At 70.4% G+C, this 22,219-nt stretch carries 21 protein-coding genes and 1 pseudogene; 13 read left to right on the forward strand and 9 right to left on the reverse strand.

Annotation, left to right across the window (positions count from 1 at the left end):
* Nucleotide 1: 1 nt before the first annotated feature.
* A complete protein-coding gene (locus JF597_RS35825; RefSeq protein WP_294005216.1) occupies nucleotides 2–988 on the reverse strand; it encodes a hypothetical protein in 987 nt (328 codons plus the stop codon).
* 98 nt (nucleotides 989–1,086) lie between these two features.
* A complete protein-coding gene (locus tag JF597_RS35830) occupies nucleotides 1,087–1,830 on the reverse strand; it encodes an HAD family hydrolase (RefSeq protein ID WP_294005220.1) in 744 nt (247 codons plus the stop codon).
* A gap of 254 nt (nucleotides 1,831–2,084) precedes the next feature.
* Between JF597_RS35830 and JF597_RS35835 the strand changes: the two genes are divergently transcribed.
* The 6 genes and pseudogenes from JF597_RS35835 (at nucleotide 2,085) to JF597_RS35860 (ending at nucleotide 7,724) form a co-directional block, all read left to right on the forward strand.
* Nucleotides 2,085–3,188 carry an aminoglycoside phosphotransferase family protein gene (locus tag JF597_RS35835; protein ID WP_294005223.1) on the forward strand — a complete coding sequence of 368 codons (1,104 nt, stop codon included), beginning with the start codon at nucleotides 2,085–2,087 and terminating at the stop codon, nucleotides 3,186–3,188.
* A 125-nt stretch (nucleotides 3,189–3,313) separates the two neighbouring features.
* Nucleotides 3,314–3,928 (forward strand): annotated as a pseudogene (locus JF597_RS35840) (TetR family transcriptional regulator).
* A gap of 52 nt (nucleotides 3,929–3,980) precedes the next feature.
* Nucleotides 3,981–5,987, forward strand: a complete 2,007-nt coding sequence (locus tag JF597_RS35845) for an AAA family ATPase (protein WP_294005226.1) — start codon at nucleotides 3,981–3,983, stop codon at nucleotides 5,985–5,987.
* A gap of 138 nt (nucleotides 5,988–6,125) precedes the next feature.
* Nucleotides 6,126–6,569, forward strand: a complete 444-nt coding sequence (locus JF597_RS35850; RefSeq protein WP_294005229.1) for a helix-turn-helix transcriptional regulator — start codon at nucleotides 6,126–6,128, stop codon at nucleotides 6,567–6,569.
* Nucleotides 6,570–6,646: 77 nt separating this feature from the next.
* Nucleotides 6,647–7,264 (forward strand): hypothetical protein, encoded by a 618-nt coding sequence (locus JF597_RS35855; protein WP_294005232.1) that lies wholly within the window; start codon nucleotides 6,647–6,649, stop codon nucleotides 7,262–7,264.
* 109 nt (nucleotides 7,265–7,373) lie between these two features.
* Complete coding sequence (locus JF597_RS35860; RefSeq protein ID WP_294005235.1) at nucleotides 7,374–7,724, forward strand: DUF2516 family protein; 351 nt, start codon at nucleotides 7,374–7,376, stop codon at nucleotides 7,722–7,724.
* 143 nt (nucleotides 7,725–7,867) lie between these two features.
* On the opposite strand, the gene JF597_RS35865 is transcribed toward JF597_RS35860, so the two are convergent.
* The 3 genes from JF597_RS35865 to JF597_RS35875 form a co-directional block, all read right to left on the reverse strand.
* On the reverse strand, nucleotides 7,868–9,178 hold the full coding sequence (locus JF597_RS35865) for a PP2C family protein-serine/threonine phosphatase (RefSeq protein ID WP_294005238.1): 1,311 nt from the start codon (nucleotides 9,176–9,178) through the stop codon (nucleotides 7,868–7,870).
* 288 nt (nucleotides 9,179–9,466) lie between these two features.
* Nucleotides 9,467–10,600 carry a C40 family peptidase gene (locus tag JF597_RS35870; protein WP_294005242.1) on the reverse strand — a complete coding sequence of 378 codons (1,134 nt, stop codon included), beginning with the start codon at nucleotides 10,598–10,600 and terminating at the stop codon, nucleotides 9,467–9,469.
* Between the two features lie 205 nt (nucleotides 10,601–10,805).
* Nucleotides 10,806–11,525 (reverse strand): class I SAM-dependent methyltransferase, encoded by a 720-nt coding sequence (locus JF597_RS35875; protein WP_294005244.1) that lies wholly within the window; start codon nucleotides 11,523–11,525, stop codon nucleotides 10,806–10,808.
* A gap of 380 nt (nucleotides 11,526–11,905) precedes the next feature.
* Between JF597_RS35875 and mshA the strand changes: the two genes are divergently transcribed.
* The 3 genes from mshA (at nucleotide 11,906) to JF597_RS35890 (ending at nucleotide 15,553) form a co-directional block, all read left to right on the forward strand.
* A complete protein-coding gene (gene mshA, locus JF597_RS35880; protein WP_294005247.1) occupies nucleotides 11,906–13,243 on the forward strand; it encodes a D-inositol-3-phosphate glycosyltransferase in 1,338 nt (445 codons plus the stop codon).
* Nucleotides 13,236–13,745 carry a YbjN domain-containing protein gene (locus JF597_RS35885; protein WP_294005250.1) on the forward strand — a complete coding sequence of 170 codons (510 nt, stop codon included), beginning with the start codon at nucleotides 13,236–13,238 and terminating at the stop codon, nucleotides 13,743–13,745. Before mshA ends, JF597_RS35885 begins: the two co-directional genes overlap by 8 nt.
* Before the next feature lie 131 nt (nucleotides 13,746–13,876).
* Complete coding sequence (locus tag JF597_RS35890) at nucleotides 13,877–15,553, forward strand: glycosyl hydrolase family 28-related protein (RefSeq protein WP_294005253.1); 1,677 nt, start codon at nucleotides 13,877–13,879, stop codon at nucleotides 15,551–15,553.
* On the opposite strand, the gene JF597_RS35895 is transcribed toward JF597_RS35890, so the two are convergent.
* The gene (locus JF597_RS35895) at nucleotides 15,532–16,350 is read right to left on the reverse strand and encodes an AraC family transcriptional regulator (RefSeq protein WP_294005256.1); all 819 of its coding nucleotides are present in this window, start codon (nucleotides 16,348–16,350) and stop codon (nucleotides 15,532–15,534) included. The two genes, JF597_RS35890 and JF597_RS35895, sit on opposite strands and share 22 nt — an antisense overlap.
* A gap of 49 nt (nucleotides 16,351–16,399) precedes the next feature.
* Here JF597_RS35895 and JF597_RS35900 point away from each other — a divergent pair, with 49 nt between their 5' ends.
* Both JF597_RS35900 and JF597_RS35905 read left to right on the forward strand, forming a co-directional pair.
* Nucleotides 16,400–16,834, forward strand: a complete 435-nt coding sequence (locus JF597_RS35900) for a DUF2000 domain-containing protein (RefSeq protein ID WP_294005259.1) — start codon at nucleotides 16,400–16,402, stop codon at nucleotides 16,832–16,834.
* A 98-nt stretch (nucleotides 16,835–16,932) separates the two neighbouring features.
* Nucleotides 16,933–18,051: a right-handed parallel beta-helix repeat-containing protein gene (locus JF597_RS35905; protein ID WP_294005262.1), complete on the forward strand. Its 1,119-nt coding sequence runs from the start codon at nucleotides 16,933–16,935 to the stop codon at nucleotides 18,049–18,051.
* Nucleotides 18,052–18,151: 100 nt separating this feature from the next.
* On the opposite strand, the gene JF597_RS35910 is transcribed toward JF597_RS35905, so the two are convergent.
* Nucleotides 18,152–19,414, reverse strand: coding sequence for an MFS transporter (locus JF597_RS35910; protein ID WP_294005265.1), 1,263 nt, complete (start codon nucleotides 19,412–19,414; stop codon nucleotides 18,152–18,154).
* Between the two features lie 188 nt (nucleotides 19,415–19,602).
* Here JF597_RS35910 and JF597_RS35915 point away from each other — a divergent pair, with 188 nt between their 5' ends.
* The gene (locus tag JF597_RS35915) at nucleotides 19,603–20,364 is read left to right on the forward strand and encodes a phosphoglyceromutase (protein WP_294005268.1); all 762 of its coding nucleotides are present in this window, start codon (nucleotides 19,603–19,605) and stop codon (nucleotides 20,362–20,364) included.
* Here JF597_RS35915 and JF597_RS55750 read toward each other — a convergent pair.
* Nucleotides 20,339–20,701 carry a DUF1877 family protein gene (locus JF597_RS55750; RefSeq protein ID WP_366916492.1) on the reverse strand — a complete coding sequence of 121 codons (363 nt, stop codon included), beginning with the start codon at nucleotides 20,699–20,701 and terminating at the stop codon, nucleotides 20,339–20,341. The genes JF597_RS35915 and JF597_RS55750 overlap by 26 nt on opposite strands.
* Before the next feature lie 306 nt (nucleotides 20,702–21,007).
* A complete protein-coding gene (locus JF597_RS35925) occupies nucleotides 21,008–21,550 on the reverse strand; it encodes a DUF4262 domain-containing protein (RefSeq protein ID WP_294005270.1) in 543 nt (180 codons plus the stop codon).
* Between the two features lie 147 nt (nucleotides 21,551–21,697).
* On the opposite strand from JF597_RS35925, the gene JF597_RS35930 reads away from it, so the two are divergent.
* Nucleotides 21,698–22,105, forward strand: coding sequence for an NUDIX domain-containing protein (locus JF597_RS35930; RefSeq protein WP_294005273.1), 408 nt, complete (start codon nucleotides 21,698–21,700; stop codon nucleotides 22,103–22,105).
* The last annotated feature ends 114 nt before the right edge of the window (nucleotides 22,106–22,219 follow it).

Raw genomic sequence — 22,219 nt, forward strand, 5'->3', positions numbered from 1 at the left:
GCTATGCGGACGCGCTCTGCTGCCCCGGACGTGTCCACCGGGGGTCGCCGATCACGGGGTGCTCCGGTTTGATCTCGGCGAGCTTCTGCCACAGGTTCTCGTAGCACGCGATGTGGTGATCCGCGATCTCCCTGGCCTGATGGGAGTTGGACTTCCGATGCCAACCGATGTAGCGGGCTCGGCCGTAGAGCGGTGCGAACCCCTGTGCGTCGAGGATCTCGTACTGATTTCCCTGGGGTCCCACGGTGTCCGGTTCGATGCCGTAAGGAGTGGTGAAGACTCGCTCACGGTTCAGGATGTACAATTTCCGATCCGGTATTTGTGTTGCCTCCCGGATCTCGCATGATATGGTCATTCTTGGATTTTTCGCCTGTATGGCGTTGAGCATGGCTTTGAGTCTGGTCCAGTTGGGTTTGGTGAACTCCTCGCGCATGCGTTCGCGATTTTTTGGAGAGTCCCTGAAATAATACCTCGCCGTGTCCGACTCGTTCGCTCTCGGCGCTGGAACGAGGGCACCCGGAAGCCCCATCGGAAGGTTCAGATGGGCGATGATTATGCGAAAATGCAGCTCGACCGTGTGTACTTCACGATCGGCCATCTTCCGCATCGGTACGGCGATTGCCTCAAGCAGTGTCTCCATGGTGAACCCGGAGAAATCGACATGCACACTGCGATCGCTGAAGGCTTCCTTGAATTCATCATGCAAGTTGTCCGAGTCAGCGAACACGTAGACACCCGCGACCTCTTTCGAGCCGGGCTCGCTGATGGCGTCGTAGAGGATGAGTGCGATCAGTGAAGCGAGTGAACCGCCCAGCAGTTGCTGCTCCTTGAGGGCGTCGCCGAGTGGACCGATCAGGGCGCCGGCGCCTTGCAGGACCGCGGTCAGCGCCAGCGCCGACTTGACGATGCGGGGCTTCCAACTGTTCAGAGTCGACCGGATGCGGTCGACTCTGGTCGGGCCATTGCCACCTCGACTGCGAGAAGACACCCAAACCCCCTGTGGCGCCGCAGCTCAATGGCGCCGACGCTGCCCGGTAGCTCTCCGTGCAGCCATCATGCCTGGCGGGACTCCGCGGCACCAGCAGGTCAGTTGGGACTCGACATGCTCTTCACAGCCTCGATGAGGGGTGCGTGAGAGGACACGACGTACTGCGCGCCGAGGTCCAGCATCCGCGCCCCGCGTTCGGGCGACTGCGTGTATCCGAGGAAGGGAGTCCCGGCTTGTTGTGCCGCACTGAGATCCGTCAACTGGTCACCGATGAGAAGGGCCGACTCGGGCGGCAGGCCGAGGAGCTCCAGGGCCCGCAGCACCGAACCGGGGTGGGGTTTCATGTCGCGTAGGAGCGGGTCGCGGCCCACGACGGCGCAGACCTTCTCCTGACGCTGGACTCTCTCGCCCTTGAAGAACTCCCAGATGGGTCCGTCGGAGTTGTTGCTGACGATGACGAGCGGTGGACCGTGCTTGAAAAGCACATCGACGAGGGGGACCAGATGAGGCGCCGGCTTCGCTGTTTTGACGGCTTCGTACTCGTATCCGGTGACGATTCGCTCGGCCGCGACGAGCCCCCGGGGGTCGAGCGGCTCGGGCGCAGGCCGGTCGTACATCTCCCGCAGCAGGCGGAGGATGCCGTGGGAGTCCTCGCATGCGTTGACCTCGGCATCGACGAAGCCCCAGACCCCCCTTATGGCCGCCTTGATCTCGTCGGCCACGGGGGCCGTCGACCGGCCGCGGAACAGGTCGGTGACCGGCCCGTCGAAGTCGAGCAGTACGGCATGCACGTCCTTCAGCAACTCCCGCAGAGCCGCACCGTGATCGGCTGCGCTGCTCATGGGCTTCCTCCTGTCGCCTCGGCCAGTGTGGACCACGCCGGGCGCGGCGGCCAGCACCGCAGCTCATGACGCGCGAAGGAGGCAGGTTGAACGGACGGAGGTGATTCATCGTTGCACATATGTACGTCCACTCGTCGTCCGGTGAGGACCGTGTCCGACGAGTCGTGGACGTCTGGCACGATGCACGCCAGCACAGGAGTACCGTGCTCCCACTTCTGCACCCTTCGGAAGGGTCACGGCGAAAGAAACGGGCAATGACACCCGAACTGGCTTCCCCTGCTCGGCTGCACGCGGTCGAGATGAGTGGCGACGAGGGCGTGGTCGAGGGACCGCTCCACGGTTACCACCACGAAACTTACGTCTTTCCGCTTCCCGGTGAAATGGAGGGGGAGCGATCGGGTCGTTGGAAATGCCGGGAGCCACGTGCCGATCTCCTGTGGTTCGATCGTCGATGCTTTGATTCCGAAGAGAATCTTCTGAGGGCTCTTCATGGTCAGATCCTTGGAATTCCCGATATCATTGATGTCGGTGGAATCGGATTGCAGCGTTTCATTGAAGGCGACACCCTCGCTTACTTTCATAAATCGGGGACCGTGATCCCCGACATTTATCTCCGTCAGATCATGGACCTCTTTCGGCAGATGGTCGTGATTCGACCTGATTTCCTCCGGGTCGACCGGCGGTGCAAGCTCGACGACCGTGCCGATGACGGTGACTCTGAGGGTTTTCTTGAACGTCTCGTCCTCTTTACCGAGCAACGCGTCTTCCTGGCGAACCGGGAGAGGTTCGACGGGCTCTTCGGGGATCTCTGGCTGGGTGAAGATTCTTTCAGGCACCTCCGAAAAAACGTTTTCGGGCTGGCCAGACGCCCTTTCTGTCTGCTGCACGCCGATCTGCATCGCGAGAACTTCATCGTCGACGCCGAGTCGAGGCTGTGGACGATCGACTGGGAACTCGCGATGCTGGGCGACCCGCTGTACGACCTGGCAACGCATCTCCACTTGATGCGTTATCCGGCACGACATGAGCGTGCCGTTGCCCAGCGGTGGTCCGAGGCCGTTGAAGGCGTCCGCGCCGGCATCTCGAGCGGCTGGGAGGACGACCTGGAACGTCTGCTCAACTACAAGAGGGCCCAGTCCGTCTTCACCGACGTGATCCGTACCGCCTTGGAGCTGGACGCCGGTTCGGAACCGAGCTGGTGGCAGATCGCGCCCGCCGCCTTCAAACTGCGCAAGGTGCTGACCGTCGCCGCGCCTTCGCTGGGGCTCGACGAGGTGCCGGGAACCCGCAGGATCGTGACGGCGTTGATGCGGTGGTGTCGCGAGTACGGATCTACTCGCAGCGCGAGTCTGTCCTGAGCCCGGGCAGCCGTCTCGCGACAAGATCTGCATCGTCGACCGGCGGTTGGTGCTGCACTGTCTGTACGACGTGTCCGCGCGGCCGGGGCGACCCCCGCCTGACCCTGGCTGCGTAGGCTCGCCCCATGGGTGACATGGGCCTGCGTGAGCGCAAGAAGCGGCGGATGTACGAGGACGTGTCGGACATCGCCGTGCGGCTGTTCCTGGCGAAGGGGTTCGACGCGGTGTCGGTCGCCGAGGTGGCCGCCGCGGCCGGGATCTCCAAGCCGACGCTGTTCCGGTACTTCCCGGCCAAGGAGGACCTGGTCCTGCACCGGATCGCCGACCACGAGACGGAGGCGGCGCGGCTGGTCGCGGGCGCCTCCGGGGAGTAGTCCCCGGTCGGCGTGCTGCGCGCCCGCTTCCTCTCCGGTCTCGCCCACAACGACCCGGTCACCGGCCTCAACGACCATCCCCAGGTGCTCGCCTTCCACACCCTGCTCAACAGCACCCCCACCCTGGTCGCCCGGCAGTACGCCTACCTCGAGCGGTCGGAGGCCGCGCTCGCCGAGGCGCTCGGCGGCACCCTGGCGGCCAGGCTGGCGGCCGGCCAGATCATCGCCGTGCAGCGGATCCTCGCCCAGGACAACTGGCGGCGGATCGCGGCGGGGGAGCGGGTCGAGGAGGTGCGGGACGACGCGGTCAGGGCGGCGGAGGAGGCGTTCGGGCGGCTGGAGCGGTCTCTGGCGGACATCGGCTGAGTACCGGTAAAAAATTTAACCCGGTCACTATTTCTCGTTTATGCTCTCTCCCATGCAGCAGGAACTCGACCGCGAACGCGCCTACCACGACACCTGCCGAGCCGCCCTCGCCCGCATGGTCGAAGGCGCCGTCGAGCACGTCGTCACCGGTGAGGACGTCTCCGCGTCCGGTGCCGACGCCGAAGTGCTCGGGTACCGGCTGCGCAGCCGGGCCAAGGAGATGCGCGAGCTGCCGGAGGGCCCGCTGTTCTTCGGCAAGCTGGACTTCGAGGCGGGGGAGCACGCGGGGCAGAGCTACCGCATCGGCCGGCTGCGGATCAGCGAGGAGCCGGCCGCACCGCCCCTCGTCGTCGACTGGCGGGCGCCCGTCTCCCGCGCCTTCTACCAGGCCGGTCCCGACGACCCGCAGGGCGTGGCGGTCCGGCGGCGGTTCGGCTGGGCACCCGGCAGCCGCGGCGACTCCGCCGACCTCACGGGGCTGGAGGACGAGCGGCTCGGCAGGGGCGAGGCCGGGACCGGGAGCACCATCCTGACCCGGGAGATCGAACGGCCCCGCGTCGGCCCCATGCGGGACATCGCCGCCACCATCCAGCCCGACCAGGACGACCTGGTCCGCGCCGGCCTCACCGACTCCGTCTGCGTCCAGGGCGCCCCCGGCACCGGCAAGACCGCCGTCGGCCTGCACCGGGCCGCCTACCTCCTCTACACCCACCCCCAGCGCATCCGCCGCGCCGGCCTGCTGATCCTCGGCCCCAACCGCACCTTCCTCTCCTACATCTCCGAGGTCCTCCCGGCCCTGGGCGAGACCGGCGTACGGCAGCGGACCCTGCCGGAGGAGATCGGCCGCCACCCGGTCACCGGCACCGACCCGCACCGCACCGCCGCACTCAAGCACGACCCGCGGATGGCAGAGGTGCTGCGCCGGGCCCTGTACGCCCACGTCCGCACCGACGCCGTCAGCCCGCTCGCGCTCTCCGACGGCACGTACACCTGGCGGGTCTCCGCCGCCGCGCTGACGCAGATCGTCGAGCGGGTACGGGACGAGGAACCGTCGTACGCCGTCGGGCGGGAACGGGTGCGGGGGCGGGCGATGCGGGCCGTACAGCTCCAGGCCGAGCGGCGGGCGGGCCCGCAGCCCGCCGCCTGGACCCGGCGCCTCGAACGTTCCCGTGCGATGAGCGCCTGCCTCGACACCGTCTGGCCGAAGGTGCGCCCGGAGGAGGTGCTGGCCGGACTCCTCAGTGACCGCGACGTGCTGGCGGCGGCCGCCGAGGGAGTGCTGACCCCCGGCGAACAGCGGGACCTGCTCTGGGCCCGCCCGCCGCGCTCCTGCAAGTCAGCCCGCTGGTCGGCCGCCGACCTGGTCCTCCTCGACGAGGTCGCGGGGCTCGTCGAACACCCCGAGGGCTACGGCCACATCGTCGTCGACGAGGCCCAGGACCTGTCTCCCATGGAGTGCAGGGCGATCGCCCGCCGGGCGGTCTTCGGCTCCGTCACCGTCCTGGGCGACCTGGCCCAGGCCACCACACCCTGGTCGGCACGGAGCTGGGCCGCCGTCCTGGGCCACCTGGGCAAGCCGGAGGCGGCCGTCGTCCCGCTCACCACCGGTTTCCGGGTCCCGGCGGCGGTCGTGGCCCTGACCAACCGGCTGCTGGAGCGCCTCGGTACGGACGTGCCGCCGGCCCGGTCCTACCGCGGCGACGGCGAGGTGACGATCCGTCCGACCCGGGACGTGCCCGCGACGACGGTCACCGCGGTGCGGGAGGCCCTGGCCCACGAGGGGTCGGTGGGAGTCGTGGCGGCGGACGCCCAGGTGACCGCAGTACGCGAGGCCCTGACCGCCGCCGGCATCGAACCGGCGGGCCCGGACGAACTGGGCGCACGGGTGGCCGTGGTCCCGGCGAGCGCCGTCAAGGGCCTGGAGTACGACCACGTGGTGGCCGTGGAACCGGCGGCGGTGGCGGAGGGCGAGGAACGGGGGCTGCACCGGCTGTACGTGGTGCTGACAAGGGCGGTGTCCCGGCTGGACGTGGTGCACGCGAGGCCGTTGCCGTTCTGAGTTCCGGAGCGCAGCGACCCCGCCGGACCCGCCCGAGCGCGGCCCGTTCGGCCGTCCAGGTGGCATCCGGGTATGGCGCGGCACACTTTTGCAAGCAGGTGCTTGCAATTGTTAGCGAGGATGAGGCAGGGTGGAGGTATGGCATCGCTGAACGTCGGCAATCTCGGTGAGTATCTGCGTGAACAGCGGCGCAACGCGCAGCTGTCGCTCAGGCAGCTCGCCGATGCCGCCGGGGTGTCCAATCCGTACCTGAGCCAGATCGAGCGCGGGCTGCGCAAGCCGAGCGCGGAGGTGCTCCAGCAGGTCGCCAAGGCCCTGCGGATCTCCGCCGAGACGCTGTACGTCCGCGCCGGAATCCTCGACGCCGAGCGGGATCTGAACGAGGTGGAGACCCGCGCGGTCATCCTCGCCGACCCCACCCTCGACGAGCGGCAGAAGCAGGTGCTGCTGCAGATCTACGAGTCGTTCAGGAAAGAGAACGGCTTCGGGTCGGGCGAGGAGCGCGCGAGCGACACGGAGACCCCAGGCGCCGAGGGCGACGACGCCGACAGCGAGACCGATCCGCGGCGGACGGCCGGATGAGCCGGCCAAGCGCGCCGGCCGCCGCGCCGCGGACCACAAAACCCTCAGCCGAACTTTAATACGGGAGGACCATCACCATGGCCATCACCGACGACCTGCGCAAGACCCTCAGCGACCCGACTCCCCTCTACTTCGCCGCCGGCACCGCCGACCTGGCCCTGCAGCAGGCCAAGAAGGTCCCCGGCCTGGTGGAGCAGCTGCGCGCCGAGGCCCCGGCCCGCATCGAGGCGGTCCGCAAGGCCGACCCGAAGGCCGTCCAGGAGAAGGCCGCCGCCCGCGCCAAGGAGGCCGGCGTCAGGGCCAAGGAGGCGCAGGCCAGCCTGCAGTCCAAGGTCAACGACTTCATCGTCTCCCTCGACGGCGACCTCAAGAAGCTCGGCGAGTCCGCCCAGGACTTCGCGCTGCGCCAGGTCGGCGTGGCCGCCGAGTACGCGGTCAAGGCCCGCGAGACCTACGAGAAGGTCGCCGAGCACGGCGAGCAGGCCGTGCGGACCTGGCGCGGCGAGGCCGCCGACGAGATCGAGGACCTGGCCATCGCCGTCGAGGGCAAGCCCGACACGGCCCCGGCCAAGGAGAGCGAGAAGAAGGCGGACGAGCCGAAGGCCGCCGCGGCGAAGAAGGCCCCGGCCGCCAAGAAGACCCCGGCCCCGCGCAAGGCCACCCCGGTCAGGAAGCCCACCCCGCCCGCCAAGTAACCGGCGCACGCGTCAGGGGAACGTACGGACCGGGCACCTTGAGGGTGCCCGGTCCGTTCTACGGGTACGGTGGCCGCGTAGGGATCGGGAGAGAGCGGGTGGTGGCAGCATGCTGATGCTGGGGTTCGCGGGGTTCCTGGGACTGCTGAAGATCGTCCTGATGGCCCTGGCGGCGTTCGGGCTGGTCGACGCCGCGATCCGGCGCGAGGACGCCTTCCGCGCGGCCGACAAGCAGAACAAGATGTTCTGGCTGATCATCCTGGCCGTCGCCCTGGTCGTCAGCTACCTCTTCTCGATCCTCTCCATCCTCCCGATCGCGGGCGTGGTGGCGAGCATCGTCTACATCGTCGACGTCCGCCCCGCGGTCAAGCAGGTGTCGGGCGGTGGCGGCGGCTGGCGAGGCCGCCGCGGCGGCAGCAGCAGCGACGGCCCGTACGGCCCGTACAACGGCGGCCGCTGACCCTTCAGGACGCGCGCCCGCTGGGGCGCGGCCCAAAGGGGCGCTGGGGGTCCCCCGGCCGAAGGCTGGGGGAGGAACTGCGCGACCAGCCCCCACGCACCCGCACGCGGCCGGCCACCGAACCGGAAACGGCGAGCGGCCGCTCAAAGCCCCCGATCCAGAAGAACGACGGCCACGTCATCCGTCAGCTCGCCCCCATTGAGCTGCCGCACCTCATTCACCGCCGCCCGCAGCAACGCCTCCCCGGTCAGGCCGGAGGCCAGCTGCCGCCGGACCATCTCGACCATCCCGTCCTGCCCGAGCCGCTCCCCGCCCGAGCCCACCCGGCCCTCGATCAGGCCGTCGGTGTAGAGCATCAGGCTCCACTCGGCGCCCAGCTCCACCTGCATCCGCGGCCATCGCGCACCCTTCAGCAGCCCCAGCGCCGGGCCGTTGTTCTCGTACGGCAGCAGCTCGGCCGGCCGTCCTGGCCGGGCGACCAGCGGCGCCGGGTGCCCGGCCAGGCACAGCCCGGCCCGGCGCGCGTCCGGCGCTATGTCGACGGTGCAGAGCGTCGCGAAGATCTCCTCGTCGGAGCGTTCGTGCTCCAGCACCTCCTGGAGCGTGGACAGCAGCTCGTCGCCGCACAGCCCGGCCAGGGTCAGCGCCCGCCAGGCGATCCGCAGCTCCACGCCGAGCGCGGCCTCGTCCGGGCCGTGCCCGCACACGTCGCCGATCATCGCGTGCACGGTCCCGTCGGGCGTGCGCACGGTGTCGTAGAAGTCACCGCCGAGCAGCGCCCGGGAGCGGCCGGGGCGGTAGCGGGCGGCGAAGCGCAGCGAGGAGCCGTCGAGGAGGGGCGTGGGCAGCAGGCCCCGCTCGAGCCGGCGGTTCTCCTGGGCGCGCAGCCGCCCCTCCGCGAGCTTGCGCTCGGTCGTGAGGGAGCGCTTGCGCTCGACGGCGTAGCGGATGGCGCGGCTCAGCAGCCGGCCGTCCAGTTCGTCCCGGAAGAGGTAGTCCTGCGCGCCGACGCGTACGGCCTCGGTGCCGCGCTCGGCGTCACCGGAGGCGGTGAGGGCCAGCACGGCGTGCCGGGGCGCGAGCTCCAGCACGTGCTTGAGCACGGCGAGCTCGCCCTCCGTGTCCTTGCCGCCCGGCGCCGGCAGCGCCAGGTCCAGCAGGATGCAGTGGACGTCGTCGGTCAGCAGCCGCTCGGCCTCGGTGAGGTTGCGGGCGGTGCGGACGCGGATCGAGGTGCCGGACGCGTCCCGCAACTCGGGCAGGACCGGCGAACCGGCCGGATCGTCCTCGATCAGCAGCAGGGTGAGAGTGGTGCCGCCGGTGTTCGGGGTGACGGCTTCCGTGCGGTTGGCCTCTTCCATGAGGGGGCCGCCGCCCTGTGCGGGCGCGGCGGCCGGCGCCTGACCACTCTCCACGGCCGGGATCGCTCTCTGCCGCGGTACGGGTACGGGCATCTGTTGGGTTCCTTCCCTCCCCCCGAGGGCATGGCGGGGCGAGGGACCTCGACCCACCCGACGGGGACCATAGCGGTACTGGCCGCCGCAACGGAATGGTGTGAGCCGCGTCGCTCTGTCTCAGGCCAGCGTCATATGCCGTTTGCCGTACCGCAGTTGGACAAGAGGGCCGCCCGGCAGGGATGACGAAGGTCACGTGCGGCCGGAGTTTGAGCGGGCGTTGCGGTGGACTCGGTCACATGGCGCAGCTCACGAAAGGGATATCACGCCGAAACCGCTCGGGGATGCTCAGGCGTCCGGTCGTACCACCCCGAGGATCGGCATCGACCCCGCGCCGCCGATCGACACCGTCCGCCCCGGGCGCGGGGCCTGGATGATCGTGCCGTCCCCGATGTACATCGCGACATGGCTGGCGTCGTCGTAGTAGATGATCAGGTCGCCGGGGCGCATGTCCTTCACGTCGATGTGCCTGAGCTGCTTCCACTGCTCCTCGGAGGTGCGCGGGATCGGCTTCCCGGCGCTCGCCCAGGCCTGCGAGGTCAGCCCCGAGCAGTCGTACGAGTCCGGGCCCTCGGCGCCCCACACGTACGGCTTGCCGAGCTGGGCGGTGGCGAACGCGACCGCCTTCCTGCCCGCCGCGGACGCCTTGGTGTGGATCTCGTCGAGTATCCCGGTGTCCAGCCAGGCGGTCTGCGCCTTGTAGGCGGACTCCTGCTCCAGCTCGGCGAGACGCTCCCGCTGCTTCTTCTCCAGTGTCGACTGGAGCTTCTCGGCGGCGGCGATCCGCTGCGTGATCTTCTTCTTGGCGGCGGCCTTCGCCCTGCGGCCCGCCTCCAGCCTGTTCCACTGGTCGGCCGCGTCCGCCGCGTACTGCTTCAAGTCCTGCTGGGTCTGGGACAGTTCCCTGATCAGGGCCTTGGTCGCCCGCTCGCCCTGGAGCACCCGCCCGGCTCCGTCCAGGAACTCGGAGGGGTTGTCGCTCAGCACCAGCTGGGCGGTGTCCGGCAGTCCGCCGCTGCGGTACTGGGCGGCGGCCGCCCGGCCCGCCCGCTCCTTCAGCGCGTCGAGCTTCTGCTGCCCCTTGACGATCTTCCTGGCGAGGCCGACGATCTCGGCGGACTGCTTCCGGGCCGCCTCCTCGGCGGCGTTGTACGCGTCGGTGGCGACGGCCGCGTCGTGGTAGAGCTTGTCCAGCTTCGCCTGTACGGCCTCGAGGTCCTTGTCCGGCGGGACGGTCACGGAGGCGGCGGAGCCGCCGGCGGAGGCCGAGGTGCTGGGTGAGGGGCTGGTCGAGGGTGTCGGGCCGGGCGCCGCGAACGCCGCGCCGGGTGCCGCCAGCACCGTCACCGCGCAGACCACCGTCACCGCCGTCGCCAGGAGCCCGCGCCCACCCGGCCGGACGGTGTGCTTGTCCGGTCCCATGACCGCCCCCTCCGAAAAACTGATTAACCGTCAGTAACTTATGCGCGTGGAGGATCGTGCCACGGTGTGGCGCAAAACGACAGAGGTAACGGCAGGTGGGTTCCTCCCCGGTTTCCCCCCGAGCATGACGATCTTCCCGCCTTTGTGACGAACGACTCATCGAGATCGTTCCCCATCCGGTCCGCCCCCGCCCCACCCCGCCCCATCAGGCCTTCGGTGCCAACGCCCCCCACGCCACCGTCACTTCGCCCTGCCGCCAGCGCACCGCCGAGTCCGTCACCGGCCAGTCGGCCGTCAGGTCCCGCACCGCCCGGATCCACCGCTGCCGGGCGCCGTACGACGCGTAGGGTGCGGCCGCCGCCCACGCGCGGTCGAAGTCCCGCAGGAACGCGTGCACCGGCTCGCCCGGCACGTTGCGGTGGATCAGCGCCTTGGGGAGTCGTTCGGCGAGGTCGGACGGGCGCTCCAGGGACCCGAGCCGGGTCGCGAAGGTCACCGTCCGCGGCCCCTCCGCCCCGAGAGCGACCCACACGTGCCGTCGCCCGATCTCGTCACAGGTCCCCTCCACCAGCAGCCCGGCGGGCGCCAGTCGCCCGCACAGCCGCCGCCACACCCCGGCGACCTCGCCCTCGTCGTACTGCCGCAGCACGTTGGCCGCGCGGATGAGCAACGGCCGCTCGGGGACCGGGATCTCGAACCCGCCGTGCCGGAAGGCGAGCCCCTCGCGCTCGTACGGGCGGGCCGCGGCGACCCGCGCGGGCTCGATCTCGACCCCGACGACACACGCGCGCGGCGCGACGGTGCGCAGCCGGCCGAGCAACTCCACGGCGGTCCAGGGCGCGGCACCGTAACCGAGGTCCACGGCCGTCGGATCGCCCGCGCGGCGCAACTCCGCACCGTGGGTGGCGGCAATCCACCGGTCCATACGGCGCAGCCGATTGGGGTTCGTGGTCCCGCGCGTCACCGTCCCCACGATGGGGGTCCCCCCGCTCGGGCGAGGCCGAGAGCGGGGGAGGGAGGCGGCGCGGGCATTCATGCCTAAGAGGGTAAACAGTGCAACGCCCCGAGGTGAGGCGCCCCGCATGGGGCGCGGGGAACTGCGCGACCAGCCCCCACCCACCCGCGCCGGACCCCCCAACCGCACCATCCCACGCATCCCGCCCTCGAACGGTTGAGCGACCCGAGGTAATGTCCCGGCAAAAACCTCACCCCCCGGAATGGGAATCCTCCCCTCCGCGTTGCACCCCGTTGGACGGCACTCGATGCCCTCCCGCCGGCATGCCCGCACCGAGAGAGGACCGCCACGTGAGCCAGTACGTCAGCAGGCTCGGGCGCCGCTCCCCGTCGGCTGCCTCCCGGCTCCGCCGGGCCCGCCGGCCGCGCCGCGTCGCCATGCTCTCCGTGCACACCTCACCGCTCCACCAGCCCGGCACCGGCGACGCCGGCGGCATGAACGTCTACATCGTCGAGCTCGCGCAGCGCCTCGCCGCGATCGACATCGACGTCGAGATCTTCACCCGGGCCACCTCCGGCGGCCTCCCGCCCACCGTCGAACTCGCCCCCGGCGTCCTCGTCCGGCACATCGACGCCGGCCCCTACGAGGGCCTCGCCAAGGAGGACCTCCCGGCCCAGCTGTGCGCCTTCACGCACGGCGTGATGCAGGCCTGGGCCGGGCACCGCCCCGGCCACTACGACCTGGTCCACTCGCACTACTGGCTCTCCGGCCACGTCGGCTGGCTCGCCGCCCAGCGCTGGGGCGTCCCGCTGGTGCACGCCATGCACACCATGGCCAAGGTCAAGAACGCCAACCTGGCCGACGGCGACACCCCCGAGCCCGCCGCCCGGGTCATCGGCGAGACCCAGATCGTCTCCGCCGCCGACCGCCTCATCGCGAACACCGCGGAGGAGGCCGACGAACTCGTCCGGCACTACAGCGCCGACCCCGCCAAGGTCGCCGTCGTGCACCCCGGCGTGAACCTCGAGCGCTTCCGCCCGGCGGACGGGCGGAAGGCCGCCCGCGCCCGCCTGGACCTCCCGCAGGACGCCCTGATCCCGCTCTTCGCGGGCCGCATCCAGCCCCTCAAGGCCCCCGACGTGCTGCTGCACGCCGTGGCCGTGCTCCTCGACGAGCGCCCCGAACTCCGCTCCCGGATCGTCGTACCGATCGTCGGCGGCCCCAGCGGCAGCGGTCTCGCCAAGCCGGAGGGCCTGCAGAAGCTGGCCGCGCGGCTCGGCATCGCGGACGTCGTCCGGTTCCGTCCGCCGGTCGGCCAGGAGCAGCTCGCGGACTGGTTCCGGGCGGCCTCCGTCCTGGTCATGCCCTCCTACAGCGAGTCCTTCGGCCTGGTGGCGATAGAGGCCCAGGCGGCCGGCACCCCCGTCCTCGCCGCCTCGGTCGGCGGCCTGCCAGTGGCCGTACGGGACGGCGAGACCGGTTTTCTGGTGCGCGGGCACGATCCCGCCGACTACGCGCGCGTGCTGCGCCGGTTCGCCGACGACGCCACTCTGGCGGACCGTCTCGGCAGCGCCGCCGCCCGGCACGCCCAGTACTTCGGCTGGGACACGGCCGCCGCCGCCACCGCCGACGTCTACCTGGCCGCGACCCAGTCCCACCGCCGTCGCGTACGCTCGGCCCATGGGTGATGGTGCACAGGAACGGCAGGCGGCGCAGGTCATCGAGGGCGTCCTGAAGGACGCCGAACTGGAGTGGGAGAGCCCCGAGTCGGGCACCTACGTCGTGCAGCTCCCCGGCACCCGCAAGCTGAAGACGACCGTCTCCCTCATCGTCGGCCGCCACTCCCTCTCCCTGAACGCCTTCGTCATCCGGCACCCGGACGAGAACGAGCCCGCCGTCCACCGCTGGCTCCTGGAGCGCAACCTCAAGCTGTACGGCGTGAGTTACGCCGTCGACCGCCTCGGCGACGTCTACGTCACCGCCCGCCTCCCGCTCTCCTCCGTCACCGCCCCCGACCTCGACCGGCTCCTCGGCCAGGTCCTGGAGGCCGCGGACGGCGCCTTCAACACCCTCCTGGAGCTGGGCTTCGCCTCCGCGATCCGCAAGGAGTACGCGTGGCGGGTGTCCCGGGGCGAGTCGACGCGGAACCTGGACGCGTTCACGCACCTGATCGAGCGCCCCGCTGACTGACTTCAGGTCCATACCTGATTAAAGCCTGCACGACTCTTTCGAGGTGCCGGGCCGTCGTGGCATGCTCACGGCCGACGCGGATATGAACGTCGTTCACAACCATGAAAGCCGCCATGGGAAGGACGTACGGAATGAGCACCGCCCACCACGGCAGGACCGGCCCCCTGACCGGCCCCCTCACCAGACGCACCCTGCTCGTCGGCGCCACGGCCGTGGCCGCGACCGCCGTGACGGGCGGCACGGCCCACGCCTCCGGCGGACAAGTCCCCTCCCTCTGGCGGGAGTTCCGGCGCACCCCGTTCACCCACCCGCAGATCCCCTACGTCGGCCGGGCCGGGGCGGCCCGCATCCGCCGCCTGCCCGTCGTCGCCGACGTCCGGGCGTACGGCGCCGTCGCCGACGGCGTCACCGACTGCGCCCCCGCGATCAACCGTGCCATCGCCGCTGCCGCCCGGGCCGGCGGTGGCACGGTCACCATCCCGCCCGGCACCTTCCGCATCGACGGCCTCATCCGCATCGGCCACGACAACGTGGTGCTGCGCGGCGCCGGCAGCGGCCGTACGACGCTCCACGCGACGAAGAACCTCACCGAGCTCATCGGCCCGTACGGCTCCCGCTACGGCGGCACGAAGTCCGCGTGGTCCTGGGCGGGCGGGCTCATCTGGCTGGCGCCCGAGCCCCGTTGGGACTCCCTGGTCGCCGCGATCAGGGCCCAGGCCTGGCCCTTCGAGGGCTGGACGGGCAACAAGCGGGACGAGTGGGAGCAGCTGACGCCCGTCGGACCCGCCCGGCAGGGCGACTGGACCGTCACCGTCGCCGACCCCTCCCGGCTGCGCCCCGGCCGCCTGGTCCTGCTCCGGATCGCCGACGACCCCGCCCACACCCTCCTCCAGCACATGTCCGGCGGCGGCCCGGGACCGGCGTCGTACTACTGGGAGGACAAGACCAAGCTGCTGTCGTACGTCCCCTACGAGTGGCCCGTCCGCGTCACCGCGGTGCGCGGCCGCAGGGTGACGCTGGAACGCCCGCTGCCGCTGGACCTCCGCCCGGAGTGGAACCCGCAGTTCACCACCCACGTCCGCGAGCTGACCGGATCCGGCGTCGAGGGCCTCACCCTCGACGTCATGGAGACCCCGCAGTCCCCGCACCTCCTCGACAAGGGCTACAACGGGGTCGTCCTGCAGTGCGCCTACGACTGCTGGGTGGACGACGTCACCGTCCGCAACGTGGACAACGGCTTCGGCCTGGTCGCCGCCTCCGCCTGCACCCTGCGCCGCACCCGGGTCGGCGGCCGTGGCGAGCACCACCCCTACTTCTGCCGCGAGGGCTCGCACGACAACCTGATCGAGGACTTCACCGTCGAGCAGCGCACCGTCCCCGCCCCCGCCGACACCCAGCTGCACGGCATCAACGTCGAGGGGCTGTCCTCCCACAACGTCTGGTCACGCGGCGAGATGCAGATGGGCACCTTCGACTCCCACCGCGGCCTGCCGTTCGCCAACGTCCGCACCGACATCACCGTGAACAACAACGGCCGGCACGGCGGCGACGCCAACGCCGGACCGCTCTTCGGCGCCCGCTTCACCCACTGGAACGTCCGGGTGACCAACGGCCGCGCGGGCCTGATGCGCCTCGACGGCCTGGCCCCGTACTCCGCGACGGTCGGCCTCAACCCGGTCACCGACTTCGACCAGATCGACGTACCGGACTTCACCGGGGACCTGAACTCCCGCCTGGAGCTGTACGGCACCTGGGACGCGGTACGGCCACGGAACCTGTACGAGGCTCAGCGCGCGCTGCCCCGGTAGCGCCCCGGCGTCACCCCGACCAGCCGTTTGAAGTGCCGGGTGAGATGGGCCTGGTCGTAGAAGCCGGTGGCGGTGGCCGTCTCGCCGGGCGGGACGCCGTCGAGCAGCAGCCGGCGGGCCCGGCCGACGCGGCGGGACATCAGGTACTGGTGCGGGGCGATGCCGTACGCGCCGCTGAACGCCCGTACCAGGTGGGCGGGGTGGGCGTGCAGCAGCCGGGCCGCCTCCTCCAGGGCGAGCCCGTCGGCGACCCGCTCGTCGAGGAGTTCGCGCAGGGAACGGGCGAGGGCCGGGTCGGGGACCGGGGCGGCGGGCTCCCGGTCCGCGTGCCGGGGGCGCAGCAGGCCCCGCAGCCGCTCGCCGATGAGGGTGAGCCGGCTCTCGGCCTCCAGCTCGTCGCCGCGGCGGACCAGGACGGAGTGCAGCTGGCCGACCCGCCGCCGCAGCAGCGGGTCGCGCAGGTCGGGCCCGTCGACGGCCGCACCGATCAGGCCCGCCCCGAGGACGCTCTCGTCCAGGTAGACCACACGCTTGCGGAAGCCGTCCGCGGTGGCGGGGGAGCCGTTGTGCGGGACGTGCGGCGGCAGCAGGGTCACGGTGTCGGCCGGGGTGCCGTGCTCGTGGCGTTCGAGGTCGTACCGTACGGCGCCGTCGTCCACGATGAGCAGCGTCCAGGCGTCATGGACGTGCATCGGGTACGCGTACCCGGTGAAACGGGCGTGGAAGACCTCGGTGACGCCCGGGACGGCGGGGCGCCAGGCGGTTACTTCCTGCGTGACGGACTGCCGGGCGGCCATGCAAAGAACGTACAAGACCCGGAGGGACGACGCCCGGCAGTCTCGGGGCATGAGCACTCCCCGTACGGACGCCGTCCGTTTCGACACGAAGATCGCCGTGCTGCTGCGGGACGACCTGGAGCCCTGGCAGCGGCTGAACGTCACCGCGTTCCTGGTCAGCGGCCTCGGTGCGACGCTCCCCGAGGTGGTCGGGGAGCCGTACGAGGACGCCGACGGGATCGCCTACCTGCCGATGTTCCGGCAGCCGGTGCTGGTTTTCGAGGGCGGCAAGGAGACCCTGAGGTCCGCGCACGAACGGGCGCTGGGCCGCGCCCTGCCCCGCGCCGTCTTCACCGCGGACCTGTTCTCGACCGGGAACGACCGCGACAACCGGGCGGCGGTACGCGCCGTACCCACGGCGGAGCTGGACCTGGTGGGGCTTGCGGTGTACGGGCCGCGGAACGCGGTGGACAAGGTGCTGAAGGGGGCACGGATGCACCCGTGACCCGTCCTGTCCGCCGACAGGAGGAATCTCGTCCGGTGACCGGGTGATCTGATCATCGTAATTGTGGTGTTCGGTGCTGTATGTCGCATGTGACAGTCATGCGATACATCAGATTCTGCAGTGTGGCCGCCGTTGCGGCAGCGATCGTCACGGGGGTGACGGGTGGAACGGCGAGTGCGGCGGATCCGGACACGGTTCCGTGCAGCGGGGCCGCGCTGGCCTTCGCCGTCAACTACGCGCGGAACGGCGAGGCCCTTGATCTCCGTCGTGACTGCACCTATCACCTGAGCTCCGCCCTGCCGACCGTCGGCAAGGACCTCACGATCCGGGGCAACGGTGCGACGATCGTCCGTGACGGTGCGAATACCGCCGCATTCCGGATTTTCGATGTCGGTTCGGGCGGTGACCTGCGCTTGCAGGACCTCACTGTCCGCGGCGGGTACGTCACGAGCGGAGACGGCGCCGGGATCCGCGTCAACAGCGGTGGCCGGCTCACGCTGACGAAGGTCGATGTCACCGACAACACCGCCACGGGGAACGGCGGCGGCATCGCGGTGGCGTCGAACGCCTGGGCGCGCATCAGGAGCAGCTACGTGGCGTTCAACAACGCGGACACGGGCGGTGGCCTCTCCAACGCGGGGTCCGTGTACGCCGAGAACTCCGAGTTCGCCCGCAACCACGCCCGGACCGCCGGCGGCGGGATCGCCCAGACCGGGGGCACCACCTTCGTCGGCACGAGCGTGATCCGGCGCAACACCGCGGCCGGGGTCGCCAAGATCGGCGGCGGCGTCTACGTCGGCAGCGGCACGATGGAGATCGACGACAGCAAGATCACGAACAACACGGACACGGGCAACAGGGGTGGCGGAATCGCCAACGGCGGAATCCTGAAGCTGGTGAAATCCGAGGTCAGTGGCAACGTCGTAGGGGGCACGTCGGGTCGCGGCGGCGGCATCTACAACACCGGCGGGCTCACCCTCAAGGGCACCGACGTCTTCCGCAACAGCGCGAACGGTCCCAGCACCTCCGTGGGCGGCGGCATCGCCAACGACAACGGATCCGTCACCCTCGACCACAGCACCGTTCGCAACAACGCCTCCACGGTGGCACCCGGCGGGGTCTTCACCAACAGGCCGGTCTCGGTGACGGACTCGACCGTCACCCGCAACATCCCGACCAACTGCTCTGTCGGTCTGGTACCGGGCTGCACAAACTGACGCCGCCCACGGCCATGGACGACCCCCATGGACGACCCATGGACGGCCATGGAAAGGGCCCCGGCCCTCCGCCGTACGGGGGCCGGGGCCCGCCCCGCGCTCAGCTCGCCCGCACCCCCGCGTCCGCCTCCGCCCCCGCCACGGCCGCCGCCGCCGGCCGCTCCACCGGCAGCCGCCGCATCAGCAGCCCGTACCCGAGGGCCGCCGCCGTCCCCACGACCGCGCACACCCCCCACAGCCACCGCGCCCCGAACCGGTCGATGACGACCCCGGACATGAGCGGCGCGATGAGCGCGGCGGCCGACCAGGACAGCGTGTACATCCCCTGGTACCTGCCCCTCCCGTGCACCGGCGAGAGCTGCACCACCAGCCCCGTCTGGGTCGGCGCGTTGACGATCTCGGCGAGCGTCCACACGCACACGGTGAGCGCGAACACCCCGACCGACCCCGCGAAGGCGGTGAGCCCGAACCCGTACCCCGCGAGGAGGGACGAGACCACGAGCAGGGACCGCGGGTCCCGGTGCTGGATGACCCGGGTCACCGGGATCTGCAGCACGACGATGAGGATCCCGTTCACCGCGATGGCCATGCCGTAGTCGGCGGGCGAGAACCCGGACTCCCCCATCGCCACCGGCAGCCCGACCGACCCCTGCTGGAAGATGAGGGCGACGAGGAACGACAGCCCTACGACGCCCATGTACCGCCCGTCGCGCACCACGGTCAGCAGGCTGACCTGGCTGTCCTCGGCGGCCTCGGCGGCGGCCCGCTGCGGCCGCGACTCGGGCAGCCGGAGGAAGACGAGGACGGCGCAGACCGCGGTCATCCCCGCCTCGATCAGGAACCCGGCGCGGTAGCTGACCTCGGCGATGAACCCGGCGCCCATGGAGGACACCGCGAAGCCGAGGTTGATCGCCCAGTAGTTGAGCGAGAAGGCCCGCACCCGGTCCTCGGGCCGCACGATGTCGGCCATCATGGCCTGCACGGCCGGCCGGGAGGCGTTGGAGGCCACGCCGACGAGGAAGGCGACGGCGGCGATGGCGACGGGGTCCTGCACGAACCCGAGCAGCGCGACGGCCGCGGCGGTGGACCCCTGCGCGACGAGCAGGGTCGGCCGCCGCCCCAGCCGGTCGGCCATCACCCCGCCCGCCAGGGACGAGACCACGCCGCCCAGCCCGTGCAGGGAGGCGACGAGTCCGGCGTACGAGGCGCTGTACCCCCGGTCGAGCGTCAGGTAGAGGGCCATGTACGTGGCCACGAAGGCGCCCAGCCGGTTGACGAGGGTGCTGGTCCACAGCCACCAGAACTCCCGGGGCAGACCGGAGACGGTCTCCCGGACGGCGCGGCGCAGGGCGGCGGACGACATGGTTCCCCCAGGACGGACGTGAGCGATGCGGATGCAGCTGTTGTAAGCGCCAATGGACGCTACTGGAACTTACTTACCGACCGCTCGCCTGAGCCACTCAATTAACAGATGCAGTCCCCTGTCCGCCCCCTGGGACGTCGCACGGCCGCCCGCCCGCCGCCCCGAATACGTGGATTACGCTCTGACCCATGGCCGACGCACCGTACAAGCTGATCCTCCTCCGCCACGGCGAGAGCGAGTGGAACGCGAAGAACCTGTTCACCGGCTGGGTGGACGTCAACCTCAACGAGAAGGGCGAGAAGGAGGCAGTCCGCGGCGGTGAGCTCCTGAAGGACGCCGACCTGCTGCCCGACGTGGTCCACACGTCCCTCCAGAAGCGGGCGATCCGCACGGCGCAGCTCGCCCTCGAAGCCGCCGACCGCCACTGGATCCCGGTCCACCGCAGCTGGCGCCTGAACGAGCGCCACTACGGCGCCCTCCAGGGCAAGGACAAGGCGGCGACGCTGGCCGAGTTCGGCGAGGAGCAGTTCATGCTCTGGCGCCGCTCGTACGACACCCCGCCCCCGCCGCTGGCCGACGACTCGGAGTTCTCCCAGGCCTCCGACCCCCGCTACGCCTCCATCCCCCCGGAGCTGCGCCCCCGCACGGAGTGCCTCAAGGACGTCGTCGTCCGCATGCTTCCGTACTGGTACGACGGCATCGTCCCCGACCTCCTGGCCGGCCGCACGGTCCTCGTCGCCGCCCACGGCAACAGCCTCCGCGCCCTGGTCAAGCACCTGGACGGCATCTCGGACGCCGACATCGCCGGCCTGAACATCCCGACCGGCATCCCTCTCGCCTACGAACTCGACGCCGACTTCAAGCCCGTGACCCCGGGCGGCCAGTACCTCGACCCGGACGCGGCAGCGGCGGCGATCGAGGCGGTCAAGAACCAGGGCAAGAAGAAGTAACCCGACGCCGACAAGCCCCCGACCTGCTGTTTCCTGGCAGGTGGGGGCTTTTGGGTTGAACTGGGCCGTCAGCTGCCGACGAGGCCGTCGTTCGCCCAGACTCCTCTTCGGTGTCCTGGACCTCTTCGACGAAGTCCGACGCCCATTCGGGATCTCGGATCGCTCGGTCGAGGTCAGCAGCCGTGACGCGCAGGTACTCACCGATCATGCTCATGGCCGGAGGCCAGGCGAGACCTCTGACAACGGCCGCCGGACAGGCCCGTCTCAGTCCGCCCGGCCCACCGGCGTTCAGCGTTGGCCAGGTGATGAGGGGGGTGGGGTCTGTGGCCTGCAACATAGTCCCGAGGTGGCTCCCGGGGACCTTTGTGCCCACCCCCCTTGACCGCGGACCTCGAAGGTTCTCTGACCGGTCTCACTCCGCTGGGCAAGCTAGCAGGGGGGACTGACAACCGGACGGCGGCGGGGAGTTGCGGTGGCAGCGATGCGCAGCGAGAGCGGCGACCGGCAGCACCTCGCACTGGCCGTCATGGTCCCCCGGCAAGCTGTATTGCCGAAAGAGCGGGAAACTACCGGGAACACCGGGCGGCCGCCGTAGTCGGGCAAGAAAGACGGTCCCGAGGCGCGCGTTGAGACTGCGCCGACCTCACGTGATGTCGGCCCATGGGCCGGTGGTCTCGTCTTTTGGTATGCAGAGCAGTGGCTGACGTGTGCGGCAGCGCTCGTCCGCTCCCTCTTCCCAGGGGAACCGCCCGGCCTTGTCCGGCCAGAACAGCTGCGTGATGGGCAGCGGCGGTGTCCGGTAGAAGTCGGTGCCTGCGCCGAAGAAGTCGTGGTACCAGCTGGGATGCACGGGCCGAACCGCCACGTCGTAGCCGTTGAGAACGTCGCTCCGGCGCTGGTCTGGCTCGAGTGGGCTGCCGTCCCGTATCGCTGCCCCGGCGGCGTTCGCCACGCGCATCGCGGTCTGCGACGGAAGGCCGAACACGCTGACCTCGGGACTGCGCAGTGTGTGCCACAGACCGATCGAGTAGCCCCAGTCGCCGGGGGCATCACCGCCGGCCACGCCCATGACGTGCCAACCGAAGTCCGCGACACTCTTGGCGATGCGGCTGTCGCGTTCCTCCCACACGGGGCCGCCCCATTCCGTCGGGGCGCAGAGGAGGCAGAAGCAAGGGGAGACGTCCATCGGAGGAGAGTAGGCCTGCTCGCGATGGGAGGCACAGCGCCCCAAGGTCAGGCGCCGGCACGGGTTCCTCATACGGCCGTCGCCGGCAGCGGGGCAGAGGGCGGATGGTGCTGACGCGGACGATGCCCTCCGATACGGTCCCGAGCCATGGTGGATGGCAGTGATGTGCCGGAGAAGGTGGCGTGGATCCTGGTTCGGGACGACCGGGTGTTGGTGACGCGTAGTCACGGCAGAGATCGCTTCTATCTCCCGGGCGGTCATCGTGAGCCGGGCGAGTCCGACGGTGAGACCCTGGTGCGGGAGATCGACGAGGAACTGCAGGCGGCGATCGACGCCGGCTCCATGGTGCACTTCGGCACTTTCGCGATCGGCGAGGGCCATCCCGATCACGGCCCGTTCCGGATGATCTGCTACACCGCCGATCACCGCGGTGAGCTGACCCCGTCGAGGGAGATCGCCGAGAAGGCATGGTTCCGCTATGCCGATCGGGACCGGGTCTCGGCCGTCGACGAGCTGGCTTTCGACGCGCTTCGCGAGGCTGGGCGGCTTTCCTGATCGTGACCGCTCCAGCACGGGTGAGCGGTACATGGCTGTCGCCGCGGCCGCGAACTCCGGAACACGCCAGGCGATTACCCTCCGTGGCGAATTGGTTACCGTCTCATAGTATGA

This window comes from Streptomyces sp. (assembly GCF_019510245.1).
In the GTDB taxonomy this organism is placed as follows: domain Bacteria; phylum Actinomycetota; class Actinomycetes; order Streptomycetales; family Streptomycetaceae; genus Streptomyces.